At 56.7% G+C, this 21,007-nt stretch carries 20 protein-coding genes; 7 read left to right on the forward strand and 13 right to left on the reverse strand.

The features are described 5' to 3' along the window. The first annotated feature begins 489 nt into the window (after positions 1-489). On the forward strand, positions 490-759 hold the full coding sequence (locus ACNQFG_RS05600; protein WP_423406287.1) for a hypothetical protein: 270 nt from the start codon (positions 490-492) through the stop codon (positions 757-759). A gap of 254 nt (positions 760-1,013) precedes the next feature. Here ACNQFG_RS05600 and ACNQFG_RS05605 read toward each other — a convergent pair whose 3' ends face one another. The 10 genes from ACNQFG_RS05605 to ACNQFG_RS05650 form a co-directional block, all read right to left on the reverse strand. After that, on the reverse strand, positions 1,014-1,688 hold the full coding sequence (locus tag ACNQFG_RS05605; protein ID WP_113621309.1) for a hypothetical protein: 675 nt from the start codon (positions 1,686-1,688) through the stop codon (positions 1,014-1,016). 92 nt (positions 1,689-1,780) lie between these two features. Continuing rightward, positions 1,781-2,695, reverse strand: a complete 915-nt coding sequence (locus ACNQFG_RS05610; protein WP_044960178.1) for a type I phosphomannose isomerase catalytic subunit — start codon at positions 2,693-2,695, stop codon at positions 1,781-1,783. Between the two features lie 117 nt (positions 2,696-2,812). Beyond that, entirely contained in the window at positions 2,813-4,447 is a 1,635-nt protein-coding gene (locus tag ACNQFG_RS05615) for a phospho-sugar mutase (RefSeq protein WP_423406288.1), read from the reverse strand. Positions 4,448-4,541: 94 nt separating this feature from the next. Further along, positions 4,542-5,222, reverse strand: a complete 681-nt coding sequence (locus tag ACNQFG_RS05620; protein ID WP_005922719.1) for a YesL family protein — start codon at positions 5,220-5,222, stop codon at positions 4,542-4,544. A gap of 37 nt (positions 5,223-5,259) precedes the next feature. Next, positions 5,260-6,450, reverse strand: coding sequence for a glycoside hydrolase family 130 protein (locus ACNQFG_RS05625; RefSeq protein WP_097777010.1), 1,191 nt, complete (start codon positions 6,448-6,450; stop codon positions 5,260-5,262). After that, a complete protein-coding gene (locus tag ACNQFG_RS05630) occupies positions 6,437-7,618 on the reverse strand; it encodes an AGE family epimerase/isomerase (protein ID WP_423406289.1) in 1,182 nt (393 codons plus the stop codon). The genes ACNQFG_RS05625 and ACNQFG_RS05630 overlap by 14 nt, the downstream gene beginning before the upstream one ends. Before the next feature lie 140 nt (positions 7,619-7,758). After that, positions 7,759-8,778, reverse strand: a complete 1,020-nt coding sequence (locus tag ACNQFG_RS05635; RefSeq protein WP_005922713.1) for a glycoside hydrolase family 130 protein — start codon at positions 8,776-8,778, stop codon at positions 7,759-7,761. A gap of 252 nt (positions 8,779-9,030) precedes the next feature. Further along, the gene (locus ACNQFG_RS05640; RefSeq protein WP_005922709.1) at positions 9,031-9,876 is read right to left on the reverse strand and encodes a carbohydrate ABC transporter permease; all 846 of its coding nucleotides are present in this window, start codon (positions 9,874-9,876) and stop codon (positions 9,031-9,033) included. Between the two features lie 16 nt (positions 9,877-9,892). Next, on the reverse strand, positions 9,893-10,840 hold the full coding sequence (locus ACNQFG_RS05645; RefSeq protein ID WP_005922707.1) for a carbohydrate ABC transporter permease: 948 nt from the start codon (positions 10,838-10,840) through the stop codon (positions 9,893-9,895). 71 nt (positions 10,841-10,911) lie between these two features. Then, on the reverse strand, positions 10,912-12,324 hold the full coding sequence (locus ACNQFG_RS05650) for an ABC transporter substrate-binding protein (RefSeq protein WP_186851173.1): 1,413 nt from the start codon (positions 12,322-12,324) through the stop codon (positions 10,912-10,914). A gap of 395 nt (positions 12,325-12,719) precedes the next feature. On the opposite strand from ACNQFG_RS05650, the gene ACNQFG_RS05655 reads away from it, so the two are divergent. Both ACNQFG_RS05655 and ACNQFG_RS05660 read left to right on the forward strand, forming a co-directional pair. Next, positions 12,720-13,067, forward strand: coding sequence for a LacI family DNA-binding transcriptional regulator (locus tag ACNQFG_RS05655; protein WP_423406290.1), 348 nt, complete (start codon positions 12,720-12,722; stop codon positions 13,065-13,067). Next, positions 13,049-13,705 carry a substrate-binding domain-containing protein gene (locus ACNQFG_RS05660; protein ID WP_423406291.1) on the forward strand — a complete coding sequence of 219 codons (657 nt, stop codon included), beginning with the start codon at positions 13,049-13,051 and terminating at the stop codon, positions 13,703-13,705. The genes ACNQFG_RS05655 and ACNQFG_RS05660 overlap by 19 nt, the downstream gene beginning before the upstream one ends. Before the next feature lie 138 nt (positions 13,706-13,843). Here ACNQFG_RS05660 and ACNQFG_RS05665 read toward each other — a convergent pair whose 3' ends face one another. After that, positions 13,844-14,929 carry a GDSL-type esterase/lipase family protein gene (locus ACNQFG_RS05665; protein ID WP_423406292.1) on the reverse strand — a complete coding sequence of 362 codons (1,086 nt, stop codon included), beginning with the start codon at positions 14,927-14,929 and terminating at the stop codon, positions 13,844-13,846. A gap of 270 nt (positions 14,930-15,199) precedes the next feature. Here ACNQFG_RS05665 and ACNQFG_RS05670 point away from each other — a divergent pair, with 270 nt between their 5' ends. The 3 genes from ACNQFG_RS05670 to ACNQFG_RS05680 all read left to right on the forward strand — a co-directional run bounded on the left by ACNQFG_RS05670 (position 15,200) and on the right by ACNQFG_RS05680 (position 17,941). Then, the gene (locus ACNQFG_RS05670; protein ID WP_186851175.1) at positions 15,200-16,129 is read left to right on the forward strand and encodes a glycoside hydrolase family 113; all 930 of its coding nucleotides are present in this window, start codon (positions 15,200-15,202) and stop codon (positions 16,127-16,129) included. Next, on the forward strand, positions 16,126-17,205 hold the full coding sequence (locus tag ACNQFG_RS05675; RefSeq protein ID WP_005922696.1) for an SGNH/GDSL hydrolase family protein: 1,080 nt from the start codon (positions 16,126-16,128) through the stop codon (positions 17,203-17,205). The genes ACNQFG_RS05670 and ACNQFG_RS05675 overlap by 4 nt, the downstream gene beginning before the upstream one ends. Positions 17,206-17,689: 484 nt before the next feature. Then, a complete protein-coding gene (locus ACNQFG_RS05680) occupies positions 17,690-17,941 on the forward strand; it encodes a DUF6061 family protein (protein WP_423406293.1) in 252 nt (83 codons plus the stop codon). 100 nt (positions 17,942-18,041) lie between these two features. On the opposite strand, the gene ACNQFG_RS05685 is transcribed toward ACNQFG_RS05680, so the two are convergent. Together ACNQFG_RS05685 and ACNQFG_RS05690 are read right to left on the reverse strand one after the other, a co-directional pair. Beyond that, positions 18,042-18,620, reverse strand: a complete 579-nt coding sequence (locus ACNQFG_RS05685; RefSeq protein WP_423406294.1) for an AAA family ATPase — start codon at positions 18,618-18,620, stop codon at positions 18,042-18,044. Beyond that, complete coding sequence (locus ACNQFG_RS05690; protein ID WP_423406549.1) at positions 18,620-20,020, reverse strand: MATE family efflux transporter; 1,401 nt, start codon at positions 20,018-20,020, stop codon at positions 18,620-18,622. The genes ACNQFG_RS05685 and ACNQFG_RS05690 overlap by 1 nt, the downstream gene beginning before the upstream one ends. Before the next feature lie 304 nt (positions 20,021-20,324). Between ACNQFG_RS05690 and ACNQFG_RS05695 the strand changes: the two genes are divergently transcribed. Continuing rightward, on the forward strand, positions 20,325-20,828 hold the full coding sequence (locus ACNQFG_RS05695; RefSeq protein ID WP_412600665.1) for a CarD family transcriptional regulator: 504 nt from the start codon (positions 20,325-20,327) through the stop codon (positions 20,826-20,828). Positions 20,829-21,007: the final 179 nt, after the last annotated feature.

The raw sequence follows: 21,007 nt of genomic DNA on the forward strand, positions 1-21,007 counted from the left end.
TTGACAAAATGTCAAGTCGAGGTTAAGCGTAACATGGATAGAATCAATGTGTTCAATTTGAACACATTGAACGAGCTGTAACGTAGAAGATGTTTCTGGTGAATGACGCTTTGTGTCATTCACCACATCAACTGGCCATTTTGACCAGTTGATATTGGGTGTGCCGTTCTCCCTGCATGGATTTCCTGCCCCCTTCCGGCGGCGTTTTCCGGCTCGCTCTTGCGAGGTCTTTGCCGGGTATCCCATGCAGACGGTCTTTCGATTTTCAAGGTGCGGTGCTGGATCTGACAATAAAAAATCGCCACACAACAACCGAAACCTGACCATCCCTTCCGGGATGGCCTTGGTTCGGGTTCGTTATGTAGCGATAAGAAAGTCAAAAACTTGCTCCGGCTCCTTCAGGAGCCGAGCTGGAACTCTAAGTAAATATGTTATATTAAATTGTTGGAATAGACTACCACAAAAATCGAGCTGTGTCAACAAAAAGATTTGAAAATACGCCACTTTCGGCGGGTTGCAAGAAAAGGCGATGAAAACTTTGGCAAAAGGAGAGAGGGCTGGACGGTACCGGCCCCCTTGTGGGTCATAATGCCTTTAGAGGATAAGATGCACGGTCAGCGCAATTTTGTGCTGAATGTCGGGTTTGGGAGAAGCCCAACAAGCGTTTTTGAATTCGGATTTGTAAAATCTGATTCAAAAATTGCGAGTTGGTACCGGCTTGCCCTGCTTGCTGCGGATGCAAACACGAAAATTTTCTAAGAAGAAAAATAACCGTCCACTTCAAGTTGAACTTAAAAACGGATAGTCTCAATCGCAAAGTGATTTTCAAATTTGGAAAGCACATTGAGGGGCTTCATAGTTGTTGCAAGCAGGGCAGACGTATATACAACGTCTGCATCTGCAAGCAATGTGTCTGTCTATACAAACACCATTTGCGTTGCAAAATGCTTGTTGGGAACACCCAAACCCTTGAACTGCACCGTTCCGATGCAGGCTATATGCTCTCGCAATCCTCAAACCAGCTTCTCCCACAGCGCATTCAAAGCGGCAGCGGCATCCGCATTCATGCCCTCGTTCAGGCGGCGAGCGGCGTACCAGAGGGTAGAGCTTTCGCTCTGCACATCATTGGCAAGGGCGGTGTCTTGCAGCGGCAGAGCAAAGTCTGCCACCGACAGAACGTCTCCTTCCTCCGGGTCGGTGCCGTCCAGCGTCTGGAAGCAGCCATACCGCTGCTCCATGGCGGCGGGGTCGTCCACGATGAACAGGGTGCTCTCGCACAGATAAAAATCAGAGTTCAGCTTGTCCTCGCTGGACTGCATCAGCCGCTGCAGGGCGGCATCCTGCGTTTCAAAGTCCAGTGCCAGCCAGATGCCCTTTACCGTGACCTTCACCTTGCCATCGCCGTTCACGTCCCCGGCAAGGGCTTCCAGCCGGGTCTCCAGCTGGCTGAGGAAAGCAGTGTCCGGGTCGGTGCGGCTCACCACTGCCACGGTGTAGTCCGGCTGCACCTCGGTGACTCGGTTCCAGACGAAATACCCCACCGCCAGCAGGGCAGCAGCGATCAGCACCACATAATACCAGTGGTAGTGCCACCAGTTGGCACGCTGCTGCGCCGGGGTCAGGGGAGGGGGCGTTTCCTGGATCAGGTCTTCGGGTTTGATATCCCGTTCGTAGCGGTAGGATGCCATGGCTGTGTCCTCGTTTCGTCTGTTTTTCTGCATCTATCATAGCACAAATTCCCGGGCAGCGGCAGACTGCCCGGGAATTTTTCATGCTTTATTTACACCCGTGTACGCAGGCACTTGAGGTCTGTGCCGGTTACGGCGTAGGCCCCGGTGCCAGCGGGCAGGAACAGGCTCTGCCCCTTGCGGATTGGCAGGCTTTCGCCGGTGGCGGTCTCGGTCAGGGTACCCCTGCCTTCCAGCACCAGCAGAGAGGTGAAGGAGGTCTCGTCGCAGACATCCTCAAAGTCACCCTCTACGGCATCCACCGTGAAGTAATCACACTGCGCCAGATGGCCGTGGAAGTCCTGCGCTTTCGGCGGCTCCCGGAGGGTAACATCCAGTGCCTGCGGGATGTGCAGCTGCCGGGGCTTGCCATCTGCGCCCAGACGGCCATAGTCGTAGATGCGGTAGGTGACGTTGGAGTTCTGCTGGATCTCTGCCACCACGATGCCCTTGCGGATGGCGTGCAGCGTGCCGGAGGGGATGAAGAAGCAGTCCCCCTTGTGCACCGGCACGGCGTTCAGCGCGTCGGTCAGGGTGTTATCCTGAATGCGGCGTTCAAACTCTTCCTTGCTGATCTCATGGGTGAAGCCGTAGTAGAGGGAGGCACCCGGCTCTGCTTCCAGCACATACCACATCTCGGTCTTGCCGTACTGGTGTTCGTGCTCCAAAGCGTATTCATTGGAGGGGTGCACCTGAATGGACAGGTCTTTTTTGGCATCAATGAGCTTTGCCAGAACGGGGAACTCGCTGAACTTTTCGCAGTGGGTGCCAAGGCAGCCGGGATGAGTGTTGATGTACTGCTGGAAGGTGGAGCCGTCCGGCAGGTAGCTGGGGCCGTCCGGGTGGCAGGACAGCATCCATGCCTCGCTCAGGGGGTGTAATTCGCTCTGGATGCCGTACTCGGTGCGCAGCTTTTCGCCGCCCCAGAGGTAGTCTTTGCAGCTGGGAGTAAGCTGAATCGTTTTCATTTTATATACCTCGAATATGCCTGAAATTGAACACAAAAGGCGATTTTTCCGAAAAAGGGTGCAAAAAGCTGCCCCGTCCATTTTTCGGCGGGAACGAGGCAGCCAGTTTGCAGGGGATTATGCTTTCAACAGGGCAGAGGCAGCTTTGCCAAGAGTGTCATTGATGGCATCGGCTGCTTCTTCGGTGGGAGCAACGGCAGAGAGATACACCTTGATCTTCGGCTCGGTGCCGGAGGGGCGTACCATCAGCTTGGCACCGCCCGCCAGACGGAACTCCAACACATTGGCCTTGGGCAGTCCGGTGCCGGCGGTGTTGTAGTCCACCAAGCTTTCCACGGCCATGCCGCCGATGGCGGTGGGCGGGGTCTGCCGCAGCTGCTTCATGATGGCGTCCATGGTGTGCATTCCGCTTTCGCCCTCAAAGGCGAAGCTGTGCAGGGCGTTGCGGTAGCAGCCGAACTCGGCATACAGCTGATTGATGGCATCCAGCAGGGTCATGCCCTGCTTTGCGTACCATGCGGCGGCTTCGCACACCAGCAGGGTGGCGTTGACGGCGTCCTTGTCCCGGACGTGAGCGCCGGACAGGTAACCGTAGCTCTCCTCAAAGCCAAAGATGTAGCGGTCGGCTTCACCTGCGGCTTCCAGCAGACCGATCTGCTCGCCGATGAACTTGAAGCCGGTCAGGGTGCGGCGCAGCTCCACGCCGTACTTTGCCGCCACCGGGGTGGCCATATCGGTGGAGACGATGGTGGTCACAGCCACCGGATGCTCCGGCATGGTGCCCAGTGCCTTGCGGGTGCGGCAGATGTAGTCCAACAGAATGATGCCCATCTCGTTGCCGGTGATGAGCCGGTAGCCGCCCTTGCCGTCCGGCACGGCGGTGCCGCAGCGGTCACAGTCCGGGTCGGTGCCCAGCAAAAGGTCCGGGTGCACTTTGTCGCACAGCTCCAGACCCTTCTGCATGGCTTCCCGGATCTCCGGGTTCGGGTAGGGGCAGGTGGGGAAGTTGCCGTCCGGCTTTTCCTGCTCCGGCACCACGGTCACATGGGTGACACCCAGCTTTGCCAGCAGTTTTTTCACGCATTCCAGACCGGAGCCGTTCAGCGGAGTGTACACCAGCTTTAGGTCGGCGGTGCCAGCCCCATCGCCCACACGCTGGGCATAGACGGCATCCACAAAGTCGTCCAGACATTTCTCGCTGCTGTATTCGATCTTGCCCTCGGCAAGGGCTGCGTCAAAGTCCGCAGGCTGTACGGCAAAGCAGTCTACTGCTTCAATGGCGGCAAGGATCTTTGCTGCCACCTCAAGGGTGATCTGGCAGCCGTCTGCGCCGTAGACCTTGTAGCCGTTGTACTTGGCGGGGTTGTGGCTGGCGGTGATGCACACGCCTGCGCCGCAGCCGTAGTACCGCACCGCCCAGCTCAGCGCCGGGGTGGGTTCCAGACGGGGGTAGATGTACGCCTTGATGCCGTTAGCAGCCAGAACAGCCGCCGTTTCTTTTGCGAACACATCGCTCTTGATGCGGCTGTCGTAGCCGATGGCCACCTTCTTGGGCAGGTCGGAGGCGTTCAGGTAGTTGGCAAGCCCCTGCGTTGCCTTGCGGATGTTGTAGACGTTCATCCGGTTGGTGCCTGCGCCGATGACACCCCGCAGACCGCCGGTGCCGAATTCCAGCTCCCGGTAAAAGCGGTCGGTGATGGCGTCCTCGTTGCCTGCAATGCTCTTCAGCTCCTCGGCAAGGTCAGCAGGCATCCCGGCTGGGAAAGCCAGCGGTCATACTGCTGTTTTACTTTTTCTTCCATAGGATCACACTTTCTTCCAATAAGGACAGTTTCGGTGCAGACGATCATTGCACGCTGTCCTCCGTGTCAGGTTCTTCTTCCGGTTCCTCTTCCTTGCGCCCGGCTTTTTCCAGCTGAGCAAAGGCGGGGCGCATCAGGCTTGCCATGCCAAGGGCAGAACCTGCGCCGCCGATGAGCAGCCACAGGGGCAGCAGATAGACGAACCACGCAGGGGCGGCTTTTGCCAGCAGAGGAAACCACGCCAGAAAAGCCAGATTCCCCACAGTGGGCAGCAGGTTTGCAAGGGTCATGCGGCCGCTGTCCGCCAGCACCGGCAGAACGCCGGGATAGGTGAAACGTGCCAGCAGGGCAAAGCCCCAGCTGCCGCAGCAGCCCGCCAGCACCAGCAGCAGAAAGGACGCTGCCGCCAGAATGCCGGTGCTGGGGGTGTCCTGTGCGGTGGCGGTGCGCAGCCCGGTGAGGGCGGCAAAGCCTGCCAGCAAAAGCACCAGCCACAGGGCAGTAGATTGCTTAAAATCCCGCTTGAACGCCTTGAAAAAGTCGGTGTGGACGGTGTAGTCCTCCTTTGCCGCCATCTTGTTCACCACCGTGAACAGCCCCAGGGTGGAGGCTCCGGCGGTGACGATGGGCAAACAGCACACCAGCCACAGAAGGTTGGCAAAAAGCAGATCGCCGATCTTCCCCATAGTGCGGTAGAAGGGGCTGTCGATGTTGGTCTTTTTCATGGCGTTTCCTTTCGGGTGGAGGGCTCAGAGGGGCGGTTTACTCGCCGATGCTCTTGAGGTACTCCAGATTTTTGTCGATGAGGGCGCACCGCTGCTTTACGCAGTCCACACTGCGCAGCGGGTCGGCGGGGGTGTTGAAGGCGAAGTCCAGCAGTTTGTCAATGGTGGTAGAAGCTACATGGAGACGGGTATCGCTGGCTGCATAATAAATATACACGCTGCCGTCATCGTCTGCAATCGCGCCGTTGGTAAAGACCACGTTGGAGACATCGCCCACACGCTCCCAATCCCGGGGAGCGATCAGGAAGCCGGAGGGCTCTGCAATCACCTTGCTGGGGTCGTCCAGTGCGGTGACGAATACATAAATAACGTACCGCAGCCCGGCGGCGGTATTCCGCACGCCGTGGGCAATGTGCAGCCAGCCCTTTTCGGTCTTGATGGGGGTGGCACCCTCGCCGTTCTTTGCCTCGGTGATGGTGTGGTAGCGGCGGGGGCTGGTGATGATCTCCTCGTCAATGACGGCGTGAGTGATGTCCTCGCACAGACCAAAGCCTACGCCGCCGCCGGAACCGGTGTCGATGAAGTCATCCATGGGGCGGGTGTAGAAGGCGTACTTGCCGTTGACAAACTCCGGCAGCAGATCCACATTGCGCTGCTGGGGGCTGCGCTTGGTGACAAGGTTCGGCAGACGCTCCCAAGTCTTGAGGTCTTTGGTGCGGACGATGCCCGCAGCAGCCACGGCAGCGGACAGGTCATTCACGCTGTTGTCCTTGCTCTCGGAGCAGAACACGCCGTAGATCCAGCCGTCCTCGTGCTGGGTCAGGCGCATATCGTAGACGTTGGTCTCCTCCGGGCAGGTGTCCGGCAGCAGGATGGGCTTTTCCCAGAAGTGGAAGCCCTCCACCGGGCTGTCACTTTCTGCCACGCCGAAGAAGCTCTTGCGGTCGTTGCCCTCGATGCGCGCCACAAGGTAATACTTGCCGTTCAGCTTGATGGCACCGGAGTTGAACACGGCGTTCACGCCCAGACGCTCCATAAAGTGGGGGTTCGTCTCCGGGTTCAGGTCGAACCGCCAGCTCAGCGGGATGGATTCGCGGGTCAGCACCGGGTTTTCCCACCGGTCGTAGATGCCGTTGTAGAAATCGGTCTTTTTGTTTTTGCGGGCCAGGTAGGCATCCTGCAAAGCCTTCTGGCGCAGGTATTCGGGGTGGAGTTTAGACTGTGACATCGGGGTTCCTCCTTATCAGTTCCATGCACATTCTGCCGTTGTGGTAGGGGCACTTCCACGGCTCAAGGATGGGCTTGCGGCTGGACGGTTTTCCGTCTGCGTCCACCTCCCAGAACCATTCACTGCCGGGGCGTTTGTCCACCATCACGTTGCAGATGTAGTGGTAAATATCGGCGGCGGCATCGCGGTATTTTGTATCGCCGCTCTTGTTGTATTCGTTCACGAAGCCCAGCACGGACTCGGCCTGCACCCACCACACACGGGTGGTGTTCACCTTGCCGCGGTCGCACTCGTTGACCACCGAGTGGTCAATGTAAGCTTCCTTGTAGATGTGGGCGGCAAGGTCGGAGTTGATGGCGTGGATGCGCTTGGAAAGCGCTGCATCTCCCAGTAAATCGCAGCCCCAGTCGATGAGCCAGCTGGACTCGATATCGTGGCCGTAGCTGTACAAATCGATGATAGAGTTGTAGTGCTGGTCAAAGAACACCAGCTGCCGGTGCAGCTCCGGGCTGTAAATCTTGTGCTCGTAGATATCAAGGATGCGGCGCAGGGCTTTTTCCACCTCCGGGTCACGGCTTGCCTGATAAAGCCCGGCGTAACCCTCGAACACATGGAGCAGGGTGTTCATGGTCTTTGCCGCCATGACACCGTTTTCGGAGAGCTTTTCGTTGCTCTCCGGCTTCCAGTCGATGGTAAAGGCCTCCAGATAGCCCTCGCTGTCGGTGCAGTGCTGCTCGATGAGATGAAAGATCTTTTTTGCGTAGGCCAGCGCAACGGGGTCTTTGGTCAGCCGGTAGTAAGCGGAAAGGGCATAGATGGCAAAGCCCTGATTGTAGGTGTGCTTGGTGGTGTCCTGCGGCTTGCCGGTGTAATCGCAGCTCCAGTACACGCCGCCGTTTGCCTCGTCGTAGCAGTTTTTCAGGAAGAACTGGTAGGCGTGGCGGGCATCTTCGGCAAGGTCTGCCCGGCCGGTCAGCATGGCCGCCTCGGAGAAGAACCACAGAATGCGGCTGTTCAGGATGCAGCCCTTTTCGGCTTTTTTATCCAGCTTCAGGTCAAAATCCATGTAGCCGTAAAAGCCGCTGTTTTCCTCGTCCCGCAGCCCTTTCCAGAAGGGAATGATGGTTTGCAGCAGCATTTCTTCTGCTGCCTGTTTGATGGAAGACATAATACAGAACTTCCTTTCTGTACAAAGTAAAACCCTCTCAGTCACGGCTTGCGCCGTGCCAGCGCCCGGTAGGGGACGTAAAATCTCTTTTTGCAGAGATGGCGATGCGAAGCATTGACAGAGAGGGTTGCGCTTGACGCTTAGCGGATGCCCACCTCGTGGTCGGTGGGGCCTGCGTTATCGTGGGTCTTGATGTAATCCACCACCTCGTCTACGGTGGTGAAGGCCAAACCGACATAGCTGTCGGCGCAGCCATAGTACAGAGCGATGCGGCCGGTGTCGGCATCCTGCAAGGTGGCGCAGGGGAAGCAGACGTTGGGCACGAAGCCACGCTCCTCATACCACTTTTCCGGGGTCAGCAGGAAGTTGCCGCAGCGGTACAGCACCTTGCTGGGCTCGTCCTTATCCAGAATGGCACCGCCGATGGAGTAGACGAAGCCATTGCAGGTGCCGGTAACGCCGTGGTAGAACAGCAGCCAGCCCTCGCTGGTCTCAATGGGGGCAGCACCGCCGCCGATCTTCACGCTCTCCCACCAGTTGGAGCCCTTGCTCATCACATGGCGGTGACGGCCCCAGAACTCCATATCCGGGCTCTGGCTCAGGAAGATGTCACCAAAGGGGGTATGGCCGCTGTCAGACGGGCGGCTCAGCAGGGTGTACATGCCGTTGATCTTGCGGGGGAACAGCACGGCGTTGCGGTTGAAGGGGATAAAGGGGTTCTCGATGCGGACAAAGGTCTTGAAGTCGGTGGTCTTGGCGATGCCGATGGACGCACCGTAGAAGTCCTGACACCAGATGATGTAGTAGGTGTCCTCCACCTTCACAAGACGGGGATCGTAGGCGTACACCGGCATAAACGGCTCGCCCTTTTCGTTGACGAAGGGGATCTTGTCCTTGTCAAAGTTCCAGTGGATGCCGTCCTCGCTGCGTCCCAGATAGATGTAGGGGATGCCATCGACCTGCTCGCCACGGAACACGCCGATGAACTTGCCCTCGTAGGGCACCACGGCACTGTTGAAGATGCGTGCCACCCCTTCCACAGGGTTGCGGTCGATGATGGGGTTCTCGCTGTACCGCCACACCGGGGCGGTAACGTCAGCGGGCTTTTCCTGCCAAGGGATGTTGGGCAGTGCGTCGCAGAACATTTTTACGTTGCTCATAAGATAAACTCCTGTAATAGAAGATTGTTTGTTTTCCTTCTGCTGTATTCTCCCGGCTCCTGCACAGAAACCGGGAGAAGCAGCAGATGATGAAGGAAAAATGTGGATGTCTTGAAAAGACTGTACTGGCCGAAAACGGCTTTCCTCTTGCGGTGCCCAGCGTCCACTTCGGCCCTTGGGCGGGCCTCGTGTCCTGCTGACCGCGGCGCCAAAAATTGCTCCCTGTTTCCGCCGCAGGCGGCGGTCGCAATTTTAGCCCTTCACAGCACCGGCAGCCATGCCGCTGTAGATCTGATCCTGACACAGCAGGAACACGATAAGGGCGGGGATGATGGTGATGATGACACCGGCGCAAATGTAGTTGTACTGGTTGCCCATGGGGCCGGAGAACACATACAGGGAGGTAGCAACCACCTGATACTTGGTCTTATCCTGCAGATACAGGTTTGCCATGTAGTATTCGTTGTAGGTGGACACACCCTTCAGGATGGCGCTGGTGACGATGGCGGGCTTCAGCAGGGGCAGCAGGATCTTGAAGAACACACCAAAGTAGGTGCAGCCATCCAGAATGGCGCTTTCGTCCAGCGTGGGGGAAAGGTTCTCGAAGAACTGCAAAAAGATATAGATGGTGATAACGTCCGTGCCCATCATCAGGATGATGTAGCCGGGCATGGAGTTTACCAGATGCAGAGCGGTCATGATCTGGTACACCGTGACCTGGGAGGCGATGCCGGGGATCAGGGTGGCAATGGTGAACAGGTTGCGGATCAGCTTGTTGCCGGGGAACTTGAACCGGTTCAGCACATAAGCCAGCATGGCGCTGATCATAATGCTGCCTACCAGCACGCAGATCAGGATAATAAAGCTGTTGAGGAACGCCTTACCCATGTTGGCCTTGTTCCATGCGATGATGAAGTTATCGAAGTTCAAAAAGTTCTTGGGCAGGGTGATGACGTTGGTGCTGGCATACTCTTCCTCCGTCTTAAAGGCGGTGAAGATACAGGACACGATGGGCACCAGTGCCACGAAAGCGGCAAAGATCAGCAGCACATACTTGCAGATATTGATGAGGATGCGCTTCATTTTGATTGCGTTCATACGTTCTGCCTCACTTTCACTTGGTTACGCCGCTGCTGCGGTTTTCCAGCCATTTTTCCACAGCCTTCTGGGCGTAGGTGACGATCACGATGAGCAGCAGCAGAACCACAGCCATGGCGGATGCAAGACCCACCTTCTGGTCGGTATGGGCGATCTTGTCCATGACCACGAAGTAGGTGGAGGTGTTGAAGCCGCCGCCGGTGACAACATAGGGCATCTCGAAGGCGGACAGTGCGCCGGACACCGAGATGATGAGGTTCAGCACCACGATGGTGCTGATGGAGGGCAGGATGATGTCCTTGAAGCGGTGCCATGCGTTGGCACCGTCGATCTCAGCAGCCTCGTACAGCACGGGGTCCACAGAAGCGATAGCACCGATGAACATGACGATGTTCTGGCCGATGTATTTCCAGATAGAGCAGGCCACCAGCACGACGTTGTTGATGGACTCATCCCGGAGCCAGAAGGGCAGCTTATCCACGTTGAAGCCCACCCAGCTCAGCAGGGTATCCAGCACAAAGCCGTGGGTGAAGAAGAACTTGAAGATGAAGCCCACCGAGATGCCGCAGATGAGGCAGGGAAAGTACAGTGCACCACGGAAGAACTTGCTGCCCTTGCACTTGAAGCTCAGGATGGTGGCAAACAGCAGCGCCAGCGCCATCTGCACCACCGAACCTACCATGTAGTAAAGGCTCAGGCTCAAAGCATGGAAGCAGTCTTTGCGGGTAAAGACCGAGATGTAGTTCTGCAGACCCACAAAGGTACGTCTGCCGATGTACTTCATTTTGAAGAAGCTGAACTCTACCATTTTGAAGAAGGGCAGATAGGTGAACATGAACAGCAGCACCAGCGGAACGAACAGGAACACCAGCGTGACGATGAGCTGCTGCCCGCGCATACTGTGAAAGTATTCGCTGAAGCTCTTGCGCTTTTTAGGCGCGGATACGGTTGCGGAAGATGCCATGTAAAAGACCTCCTTTCACCAAAAGCAGGGCGGACACGGGCCCGCCCTGCTGATTTATAACGATAGATCGCTTACTGCGGTGCGCAGGCATCCACAGCCGCGTCCCATGCAGCGTTCCAGTCGGCCACGATGTCGTCCAGAGTCTCGTCGCCGTTGATGCCAGCCTCCACCACACGCATGACGTGGGTCTGGTCGGCATTCAGCATCAGCTCAGCCTCCTGCTGCACCTCGGTGGCAAGGTCTGCCAGCTCTGCGGGGGCGGGGGCATCCTCGACCAGGTCGATGCCGTCGAATGCCTTCAGGGTATCGGGGTATTCCTGGCTCTTCAGCACCGGCACACCGCCCTGATCATAAGCAAAGTTGGAGCTTTCGGTCAGCCACTTGATGTAGAGCATGGCAGCCAGCTTTTTGTCATCGGTGGTGTTCTTGTTCACACCGTAGCAGTAGTCTGCACCTGCGCTGGCGTACTGGGTACCCTTGACGGTGATGGGGAACGGCATATAGCCAATGTCGTCGGCGTGGTCACCGGCGGCCTGCATCTGCACGATGGCCCAGCTGCCCAGAACCATGGCACCGATCTGGCCGTTATTGATGCGGGGCTTGGAGCCCTCCCAGTCGGTGGTGGTGGGGTCGGCCTCGGTCAGACCGCGCTTCACTGCTTCGTACAGGATGTAGTACACAGCGTAGGGACCCATATCGTCCGCACCCAGAATGCCCTTCTGGAACGGATCCTTGGTCTGGGGCATGGTAATGTTCATCCAGTCCGGGTCGCCGGTTGCGCCGCCGCTGGTGTAAGCATCCCATGCGGTCATGGTCCAGCCGGCGGCGTAGTTGGTGTACAGGGGATCGATGGAAGGATCATAGTCCTTGATCTTCTGCAGGTCATCCAGGAACTCGTCCGGGGTCTTGGGCAGGGTGGTGATGCCGGCAGCCTCAAAAACCTTCTTGTTGTAGACGATGCCCTGTGCATTGCCGGTGGAGGGGATGCCGTACACGCTGCCGTTATAAGCGCGGTTGGAAGCGAAGTTGTAATCGTTCTCAATGTCGCTCAGTGCGCACAGAGGCTCAAAGTAGTCGCCCAACTCGGTCAGGGGGATGTTGGTGGGGATCATGCACAGATCACCCCAGTCGTTGGAAGTCAGACGGGTGGTCATGTCGGTGGCATAGTCGGTGATGCCCTCGTACTTGATGGTGATGTTGGGATACAGCTTCTGGAATGCGGCAACGTAGCCGTCAAAGGTGCCGTCCTCGATGAGGTCGGTGCGGTGGCTGACGAACTTCAGATCGGCCTTCAGGTCGGTGTTGTCGGTGCCGACGGTCAGCTCGTTGTAAGCCTTTGCACCGTCTGCGCTGGCAGCGGAACCGGCGGTGCTGCCGGTGGAGCCGGCGGTAGAAGTGCTGCTGCCGCCGCAGGCGGCCAGAGCAGAGGCTGCGGCCAACACACCAGTGACCTTCAGGAAGTTACGGCGATTGATCTTACGCATAGAAATGTCCTCCTTCTTTATGTGGAACCTTTTTCTGATTTGCGAAAGCTTTCGTTAACTTGATTTAGCTAACTGCTTGCTTTCGCTTTTTGTGATTTAAGTATAGTCTTTTCACGATGCACTGTCAATGTCACCAAAAAGATTCGGTGTTTTGGTGGCAATTCGGCGATTTTCTTGTGAAAACTGACCCGCAAATCCGGGATACAACACGAAAATTGAACTTAAAATGTTTTGTTAGCTAACAAAAATAGAGAAAATTAGCCTAAATGGTGGTTGGCTTAAAGGTTTTCAAGGTTTTTGTTGACGAAACTACCGAAAACTGTTATGCTAATTATAAAGTTAATCGGAATTTTATTTACCTCATAACCAAATCAAGAAGAAAGCTGGTCAGGAACATGGCAAAAGCAGTACGCATGGCGGACATTGCACAGCGGCTGGGCATCAGCACCGTTTCCGTTTCCAAGGGTTTGGCAGGGAAGGAAGGCGTAAGCGCCGAGATGCGTGCCAAGATTGTTGCCACCGCGGAGGAGATGGGCTACCAGCCCCCCGCCCGGACCAACGCCCACCCCGGCGGCGAGAGCATCGGCATTCTGGTGGCAGACCGCTTTTTCAACGAGAATGCCTTTTATTCCAATCTGTACCGTTCCGTGTTGAAAGCTGCCGCCGAGCAGGACATCTCGGTTCTGATGGAGATCGTTCTGCCGCAGGCAGAAAAAGCTGCAATATGCCCACCTTCCTTGTAAACCGGAAAGTGGACGGCCTGATTTTTATGGGCGAGATCAGCCGCCGCTACCTTGCTACGGCGGTGCAGACCGGTGTGCCCTTTATGCTGCTGGACTTCTACGACGATGCCATTGCCGCCGACTGCGTGCTCAGCGACAACACCAGCGGCAGCTACACGATGACCGAGCACCTTATCTCCACCGGGCGGCGGAACATCGGCTTTGTTGGCAGCGTGCTGTCCACCAGTTCCATCATGGACCGGTATCTGGGCTACGTCAAGGCGATGCTCCGTGCCGGTCTGCCCATCCGGGACGACTGGCGGCTGGAGGACCGGGACGATCAGGGCAAGTTCATGCCGTTCTCTCTGCCTCATGAAATGCCGGACGCCTTTGTCTGCAACTGCGATGCGGTGGCCTATAATCTGGTGGAGACCCTCAAGCGCAACGGCTACCGGGTGCCGCAGGATGTGGCAGTGACCGGCTACGACGACTACCGTTATTCCACTCTTTGCAGCCCCCAGCTCACCAGCTACCGGGTGGACTTGGACGGCATGGCAAAAACGGCGGTGGCGCAACTGCGCCGCAAAATGGCGCATAAGCCTGCCATTGCTCCCACCGTCATCGTGCCCGGCGGCTTTGTAAGAAGAGAATCTACCTGATAAAAAGGGGCTGATGCACGAAGGTTTGTGCATCAGCCCCTTTAGCGGAAAATATAGTTTATATTGGGGATGCCGGAGCGTCTGCGGACGCTCCGGCATCCTGTTTCCATTTTTACAGGATCGTTCTCAGAAAGGCGGTCAGAACCTTTGCCGCCTGCCGGTGGTTCTCTGCGCCGGGGTGCTGCCGGGCACCCACGGTTTCCGGCGTGGTGTTGGGCAGCTCCAGCAGATAGACAGAGCTGTCTCCGGTAATGGTCTTGTACTGCTCCATGCCCTGCCGCAATACCGGCAGCAGCTCGCTGCCCAGCATCCCGATGCACCACACCAGCTTTGCCCCGGGTTCTTTGCCCGGAGCATGGTCAGGAAATGCTGTACACCATTTGCCACTTTTTGGGCGTCCGCAGGGTGGAAGCCTCCATTGGAGAGCCGCCGCAGCTGGTGGGGCTTGCCAGTGGCAGGGTCTTGCCACGGCGGGTTATCAAATGCGCCCGTGTCGTTGGTGCCCAAGTTGACGATGACGGCATCCGGTTTCCATGCAGCAAAATCGTTTTCCTGCTGTGCGCCAAGGGCGGCATTGCGCTGCCCCATAGCTACACCGCACACCTGCGTATAGTAGGGCGGCATTACATGGCGCACATCGTTGTCCCAGCCGGTCACGATGCCCCAGCCACTTTGCGAGATGCAGCGGTATTCGGCGCCCAGTGCATCGGCGGTCAGGCGGCCGTAGTGGTTCTCCGCAGAGAAAAAGGCTCCCACCCAGTCCTCCTCCGGCTTGGCTCCGATGGCACCCTCACCGCTGGTGATGCTGTCGCCCACAAACTCCAGCCGATACTGCGGCTCCGGCAGGGGCAGAAAATCGCCGCCTGCATATTCCAGTCCGGTGATCTGCAACAGATGCGCCGGGTCATCGTGCATGGCCTGCACATCCTTTAGCAGCCGGAGGTGCTTTGCCTTGCCCGGTGTCATGCCCCGGAAAAGACAGACCCGGCTTTTGCCGGGGTTCACGGCAAACCGTGCCACCCATGCGCCGTTCAGCTCCACGCTGACCCACGGTTCTACCATCTCATAGTCGGCGAAAAGATCCACCCACAGCTCACTGCCGGTAAATTCCAGCTCCATGCCGCTGGCTGTCCAGAACAGGGTCAGCGGGTCAAGCCCGGTGTGCCGCCCCAGTGCCCGCACCTGCGGCAGTTGGGCCAGCGTCGCAGTTGTAAGTTGCTCCATTTTCTGTTCCTCCCCTTGGTTTTTGCCTGAAGCATAGCAGATTCTACCCAAAATCGCAAGCTAAATCTGTAAGCTAACAAAAAGCTAAAATTTAGTTTAGCCTTTGCACCTCCCGGTGCAGGGGCTTTTTTGGGTCAGGTTGACCAGTGCTTTGCCCCTCTCCTTGTATCATACGCTGAAAATGAAGCGGCATATTGACGGAACTTCCAAAACTGTCTTATACTTATTGTGCAATCTGACGTTGATTTTTGAGAAAACGAGGAAGATGTCATGGAGCTGGAACATAACTTTTACGGGGTGAATTTTGCACCCTTTCCCCGGCGGGGCGCGTTGAATAGCGAGACTGCCCACCGCAGTATGGCAGCCATGGTGGAAGCCACCGCCGCCAACTGGGTCATCCTGTCGCCCTCTGGAATACAGTCTGGGCCTTACAGTGAAGAGATCGACTGGCGCACCGATGCCACCCCCACAGACGAGGAGCTGTGCGGTGCCATCCGCTTTGCCAAGCAGTTGGGCTTGCAGGTGGCGCTGAAGCCTACCGTCAACTGTGCCAACGGCGTGTGGCGGGCGCGCATCAGCTTTTTTGACCACGATGTGCCCTGTGAGACCCAGTGGAGCGGATGGTTTGCCAACTACACCGCCTTCCAGACCCACTACGCGGCTCTTGCCGAAGCCGAAGGCTGTGGGCTGTTCCTGACCGGCTGCGAAATGACCATGACCGAGCACCGGGAAGCAGAGTGGCGCGCCCTCATTGCCGCCGTGCGGCAGCAGTACCACGGCCCGGTGAGCTATAACTGCGATAAATACGGCGAGGACCATGTAAACTGGTGGGATGCGGTGGACTGCATCGCTTCCAGCGGCTACTACCCCCTGAAGGACTGGGAAAACCAGCTGGACCGTATCGAGGCGGTGAGCCAAAAATACAAAAAGCCCGTCCTCTTCAGCGAGGCAGGCTGTATGAATATCACCGGCTCTTCTGCCGTGCCCAACAACTGGGAGTTGAAGGGAACGCGGAACGATCTGGAGCAGGCAGATTGGTATGAGGCAATGTTTTCCGCCTGCGCCAAGCGTCCGTGGGTCATGGGCTTTGGCGTGTGGGACTGGCCTGCCGACACCAGAGCAGTCAGTGCCTACGCCGTGTCCGGCCGTCCGGCGGCAAAAATTATCCATAACGCATATCAGGGAGGAGTTTTAGAATGAATACGTCCAATTTTGCTCGCTTGAAAGAACTGTTCCGCCGTGCCGCGGCAGGGCAGGAACTGACCATCGGCTTTCTGGGAGGTTCCATCACCCAGGGCAGCCTTTCCACCCAGCCCGGCAATGCCTACGCTTTCCGGGTGTATCAGTGGTTCGTGGATACCTTTCCGCAGTCGAAGTTCCACTACGTCAACGGCGGCATCGGCGGCACCAGCTCCCACTATGGCGTTGCCCGTGCCGTGACCGATGTGCTGATGTACCAGCCGGATTTTGTGGTAGTGGATTTCAGCGTCAACGATCTGGACGTCCCCTTCCGGCAGGAGACCTACGAGGGTGTTGTCCGTAAGCTGCTCACATGGCCCTCTCACCCGGCGGTGGTGCTGCTGAACAACATTTATTACGATACCGGCGAGACGTCACAGGACGAGCACAACGCCGTGGGCGACCACTACGGTGTGCCCCACGTCAGCATCCGGGACAGCATTTACAAGGATCTGCATGCCGGTAAGTATGCCAGCCGCACCCTGCTCAGCCCTGATGGGCTGCACCCCAACGATTACGGCCACGGTCTGGTGGCAGGGGAGATCATCAAGCTGCTGGAGGCAGTCAACGCCCACCGGGAAGAACCGGAGCAGGAGCCTGCCTTCCCGGCACCGCTCACCGCCAACGCCTACGAGAACGCCCGGCGGCTGACCATCCGGGAGATCTCCCCCAAGCTGGAGGGTTTCCGGGCAGACCCGGAGGAAAAGCTGGGGCATCTGGACCACTGGAAAAACGGCTGGGTCGGTCAGAAGCCCGGGGATAAGATTACCTTTGAAGTGGATGCCTCCTGCATTGCAGTACAGTACCGCAAGACCATCCGCCGCCCGGCGCTGCGGGCACAGCTGGTGCTGGATGGCGACACCGCCCACGCCGCTGTGCTGGACGGCAACTTCGATGAGGATTGGGGCGACTGCCTGTATCTCCAGCCCATTCTCCACCATGGTGAGCAGAAGACCCATACCGTGGAGATCACCATTCTGCCCACAGAAGATGAAACTCCCACGGAGTTCTACCTCATGGCTCTGATTACGGCGTGATGCTGAATGCCCCTTCTGGATTTGATTTTGGTGTGCGGCCGCTCAAACCAATACCGTCAAGCCGGTGGGGGATAGGGTGATTTTATTTGTCGGGAAGTAAGTGCACGGTTTCTGCACGGATTTTGCACGGTTTCAAAACGTGCAGAGGGTGCTTCTCGGTGCAAAATCCGACAAGGGATGCAGAAATTACCGGGCGAAAAATCACGTTGCTTTGTTCTAAAATAACGATGACTCGAAACTTCCAGAAATTGAGACGAACCGGCGGCTTGCTCTCTTAATCAGTGGGCCCAGGGTTCGAGTCCCTGGAGGTGCACCACAACAACAAAATCCGAACTTTTTTCCAATAGGAGAAGGGTTCGGATTTTTTGTATTCTTTGGAAAACAGAACGAATCCCTTGCTTCCATCGAAAAACGTCCTAGACCTTATCATAAGAAAGCACGACAGACCACTGTGAGAGTGCCGTAAGGCGGAAAGGACACAAACATGAAGTACGATGAAAGAGCCTGCAAATTCAACATGGACACCGGCTGTGTGGAGTTGACTCTCCAAGATGGGAGAAAAATTTTTATTGACTCCATTGGGGTCGAGGATGCGCTGGACGTGACCATGGCGCAGAGGTCGGAGTTGGATTATCTCGTCTACAATGACCCACTGGGCTATGCGGATTTGATTCTGAACGGCGACCCGAAGGAATATTTGAAGAATGTGACTGGGAGCCACGGATTAGAAGATTGATTTTCCCATAAAACCGCCATTGACAAAAACTGCCGCTCACCTGCGTAACGGAACGCAGGCGGGCGGCAGTTTGCACTATCGGCTCTGGGACTGCCGGAAATTATGAAAGACTTTCAATGATCTCCGCACTCTTTTCAATGCCGATGACCCCACTATCCAGCGCAATATGATAGTTGGCGGCATTGCCCCAGTTCATATCGGTGTAGAAGCGGTAGTAGGCGGCGCGGCGCTTGTCCTTCTCCTTCAGCCTGGATTCGGGAGATTTCTCCCGCTCGCCGTAGACCCGCACGATGCGGTCAGCCCGGAACTTCATGTCGGCATGGACGAACACCTTCAGGCAGTCGGTGCGGTCCTGCAGGATAAAATCGGCGCAGCGCCCCACGATGACGCAGGGCTCTTTTTCCGCAAGCTCCCGAATGAGCCGGTATTGCAGCTTCCAAAGCAGGTCCTCGTTGGTGGGGCCGAAGCTGCGGTCGGTGAAGGCGGAGGCAAGGAAACCGCCGGGGGTGTACTCTCCGGCCTCCTTGACGTAGCTTTCGTCAAAGCCGCTTTCAGCAGCCAGTTTCTGGATGAGTTCGGCGTCATAGCACCGGATGCCCAGATGCTCTGCCACCAGTTTGCCGATGGTTCTGCCGCCGCTGCCAAATTCGCGGCTGATGGTAATGATATGTTTTTCCATTAGACTTCTCCTTTCTGGTTCAGTTCACGGTAGGTTTTGAAGATCAGATAGCCTGCAATCAGGAAGGTGAGGATATCCGACATGGGCATGGAGTACAGTACGCCGTCCAGCCCGAAGAACCGGGGCAGCAGCAGGGCAAAGCCCACGCCGAACACCACCTCACGCACCATGGACAGGGCGGTGGATTCCACTGCCTTGCCCATGGCCTGCAAAAAGATGAAGCAGGCCTTGTTGACACAGGCCAGAATGATCATGCACAGGTAGATGCGGAAGGAGCGCACTGCAAAATCGGTGTAGTAGACGCTCTCGTTGGCGGCACCGAACAGGGCGATCAGCTGCCGCGGGAAGCCCTCTACCAGCACCAGCGCAACAACGCCCACGGCCGCTTCTGCCAGCAGCAGTTTTGTGAACAGCTCCTTCACACGGGCAGGCTTTTTTGCGCCCATGTTGAAACCCACCACGGGGATGCAGCCAGCCGCCATGCCCACCACGATGGAGATGACGATCTGGAAGAACTTCATCACGATGCCAACAACTGCCATGGGAATCTGTGCATACTGCTCCTGCCCGAACACGGTGTCCAGTGCGCCGTATTTGCGGATCATGTTGTTGATGGCTGCCATAGCCGCCACAAGGCTGATCTGGGACAGAAAGCTGGTCATGCCAAGGGTCAGGGTGCGGCCGCAGATGGAGCCCTTCAGCCGGTAGTCACCCTTTTCAGGGCGAATGATCTTCATGTGCAGCAGATACCACACTGCCAGCGCTGCGGTGACCAGCTGACCGATCACAGTAGCCACCGCCGCGCCCATCATGCCCCAGCGCAAGCCGAAAATGAAAACGGGGTCCAGAATAATGTTCAGCACCGCACCCGCAAGGGTGGAGATCATGGCAAACCGGGGGTTGCCATCCGCGCGGATGATGGGGTTCATGGCCTGCCCAAACATATAAAAGGGGACGCCCAGCGTGATATAAAAGAAATATTCCTGGGAGTGGTGGTAGGTCTCGGCGTTGACCGTTCCGCCGAACATGGCGAGAATGTTGTCCGCAAAAACCAGATAGAGCGCCGCCAGCACAATACTGCTGACCAGACACATCACCACCGCATTGCCGACGCTCCGCCTTGCCTTGGGAACTTCGTTCTGCCCAAGGCTGATACTGACGAAGGCGCAGCAGCCGTCACCGATCATCACGGCAATAGCCAGCGCTACCACCGTCAGGGGGAAAACGACCGTATTGGCGGCGTTGCCATAAGAGCCCAGATAGCTGGCGTTTGCAATAAAGATCTGGTCCACGATGTTATACAGTGCGCCGACCAGAAGCGAAATAATGCACGGGATCGCATACTTCTGCATCAGCTTGCTGATGCGCTCCGTGCCGAGAAATTGATTGGAGCTTTCCATGGGATTCACCTTTACCTTTCCATTTTGGGGCAAATAAAAACAACGGGCAGCCCTCATGCAACCGGTTTTACGCATGAGTGCTACTCGTTGTACGAAATCATTATAGCCTGCCTGTCTGGAATTTGCAAAGGCAGTTTTGCACAAGAATTGTACTGGGCATTCTGCGCAGATTGCACGAGGAAAACTTTGTGAAAGATGTCCTTTGAAGCCCGCCAACCTACCGTGGTACAATAAAGTAAAAAGTAAAATTACGCTGGAAAGTCTGTTTTTGCAGCCTTTTCATACAAGGGAAAGAGGCAATACCATGTCACGGTTTCAGGCGGGAGCGCTGGTGGTCTACGGAAATCTGGGAGTGCACGAGGTGGAAGGGGTCGGGCTGCGGCACTTTTGTGATGAGCCCGCCAGAGAGTATTACACCCTCCGGCCCTATTTTTCGGATTCCCACGACCGCAGCTATATCCCCACGGCAAAAGAGGGTGTTCTGCGCCCGGTGACCCCGGCACAGCAGGCAGCAGCCGACCTTGCACGGATCAAAGCGGAGACGCTGCCCATCCCTACGGGAATTCAGACGGCGCTGGCAGAACACTATCAGGCGCTGCTGCACACCAATGATTTTTACCAGTACCTGACCCTGTTCAAGGAGCTGGGACAAAAACAGACCCAGCAGCAAAGCCGTGGCCGGAAGATCAACGCTATGGATGCGTACTTTTACCAGATGGTAGAGCGTGTCCTGCGGGAGGAGCTGGCGGTGGCGTTTGGGGAATCGCAGCAGGAAGCCGGCAGGCGTTTGCTGGAGATTTTGCGCTAAAGCCGCATGGTGATTTTTACCAATAAATGCAAGGGCGCTTTTTGTGAAGAATCGCCTTTGCATTTATTTTTTGCATTTTTTATCGTATATTTTAAAATTCAATCCTATACTTTTTGGTGCGTATATAAATCGGAGCAACTTTGTAGGAATTAACAAAGCATGGCGGTTTGTTACGAAAA

Origin of the sequence: Faecalibacterium prausnitzii (assembly GCF_049532945.1) — a bacterium.
Taxonomy (GTDB): domain Bacteria; phylum Bacillota; class Clostridia; order Oscillospirales; family Ruminococcaceae; genus Faecalibacterium; species Faecalibacterium prausnitzii_N.

Bases quoted from the DNA above. Each gene is read 5' to 3' on its own strand.
- ACNQFG_RS05640 (WP_005922709.1), bottom strand. From the start codon at position 9,876: ATGAACGCAATCAAAATGAAGCGCATCCTCATCAATATCTGCAAGTAT.
- ACNQFG_RS05685 (WP_423406294.1), bottom strand. From the start codon at position 18,620: ATGGAAAAACATATCATTACCATCAGCCGCGAATTTGGCAGCGGCGGC.
- ACNQFG_RS05670 (WP_186851175.1), top strand. From the start codon at position 15,200: ATGGAGCTGGAACATAACTTTTACGGGGTGAATTTTGCACCCTTTCCC.
- ACNQFG_RS05650 (WP_186851173.1), bottom strand. From the start codon at position 12,324: ATGCGTAAGATCAATCGCCGTAACTTCCTGAAGGTCACTGGTGTGTTG.
- ACNQFG_RS05680 (WP_423406293.1), top strand. From the start codon at position 17,690: ATGAAGTACGATGAAAGAGCCTGCAAATTCAACATGGACACCGGCTGT.
- ACNQFG_RS05625 (WP_097777010.1), bottom strand. From the start codon at position 6,450: ATGTCACAGTCTAAACTCCACCCCGAATACCTGCGCCAGAAGGCTTTG.
- ACNQFG_RS05630 (WP_423406289.1), bottom strand. From the start codon at position 7,618: ATGTCTTCCATCAAACAGGCAGCAGAAGAAATGCTGCTGCAAACCATC.
- ACNQFG_RS05655 (WP_423406290.1), top strand. From the start codon at position 12,720: ATGGCAAAAGCAGTACGCATGGCGGACATTGCACAGCGGCTGGGCATC.
- ACNQFG_RS05660 (WP_423406291.1), top strand. From the start codon at position 13,049: ATGCCCACCTTCCTTGTAAACCGGAAAGTGGACGGCCTGATTTTTATG.
- ACNQFG_RS05690 (WP_423406549.1), bottom strand. From the start codon at position 20,020: ATGGAAAGCTCCAATCAATTTCTCGGCACGGAGCGCATCAGCAAGCTG.
- ACNQFG_RS05605 (WP_113621309.1), bottom strand. From the start codon at position 1,688: ATGGCATCCTACCGCTACGAACGGGATATCAAACCCGAAGACCTGATC.
- ACNQFG_RS05610 (WP_044960178.1), bottom strand. From the start codon at position 2,695: ATGAAAACGATTCAGCTTACTCCCAGCTGCAAAGACTACCTCTGGGGC.
- ACNQFG_RS05695 (WP_412600665.1), top strand. From the start codon at position 20,325: ATGTCACGGTTTCAGGCGGGAGCGCTGGTGGTCTACGGAAATCTGGGA.
- ACNQFG_RS05645 (WP_005922707.1), bottom strand. From the start codon at position 10,840: ATGGCATCTTCCGCAACCGTATCCGCGCCTAAAAAGCGCAAGAGCTTC.
- ACNQFG_RS05620 (WP_005922719.1), bottom strand. From the start codon at position 5,222: ATGAAAAAGACCAACATCGACAGCCCCTTCTACCGCACTATGGGGAAG.
- ACNQFG_RS05675 (WP_005922696.1), top strand. From the start codon at position 16,126: ATGAATACGTCCAATTTTGCTCGCTTGAAAGAACTGTTCCGCCGTGCC.
- ACNQFG_RS05665 (WP_423406292.1), bottom strand. From the start codon at position 14,929: ATGGAGCAACTTACAACTGCGACGCTGGCCCAACTGCCGCAGGTGCGG.
- ACNQFG_RS05635 (WP_005922713.1), bottom strand. From the start codon at position 8,778: ATGAGCAACGTAAAAATGTTCTGCGACGCACTGCCCAACATCCCTTGG.
- ACNQFG_RS05615 (WP_423406288.1), bottom strand. From the start codon at position 4,447: ATGCCTGCTGACCTTGCCGAGGAGCTGAAGAGCATTGCAGGCAACGAG.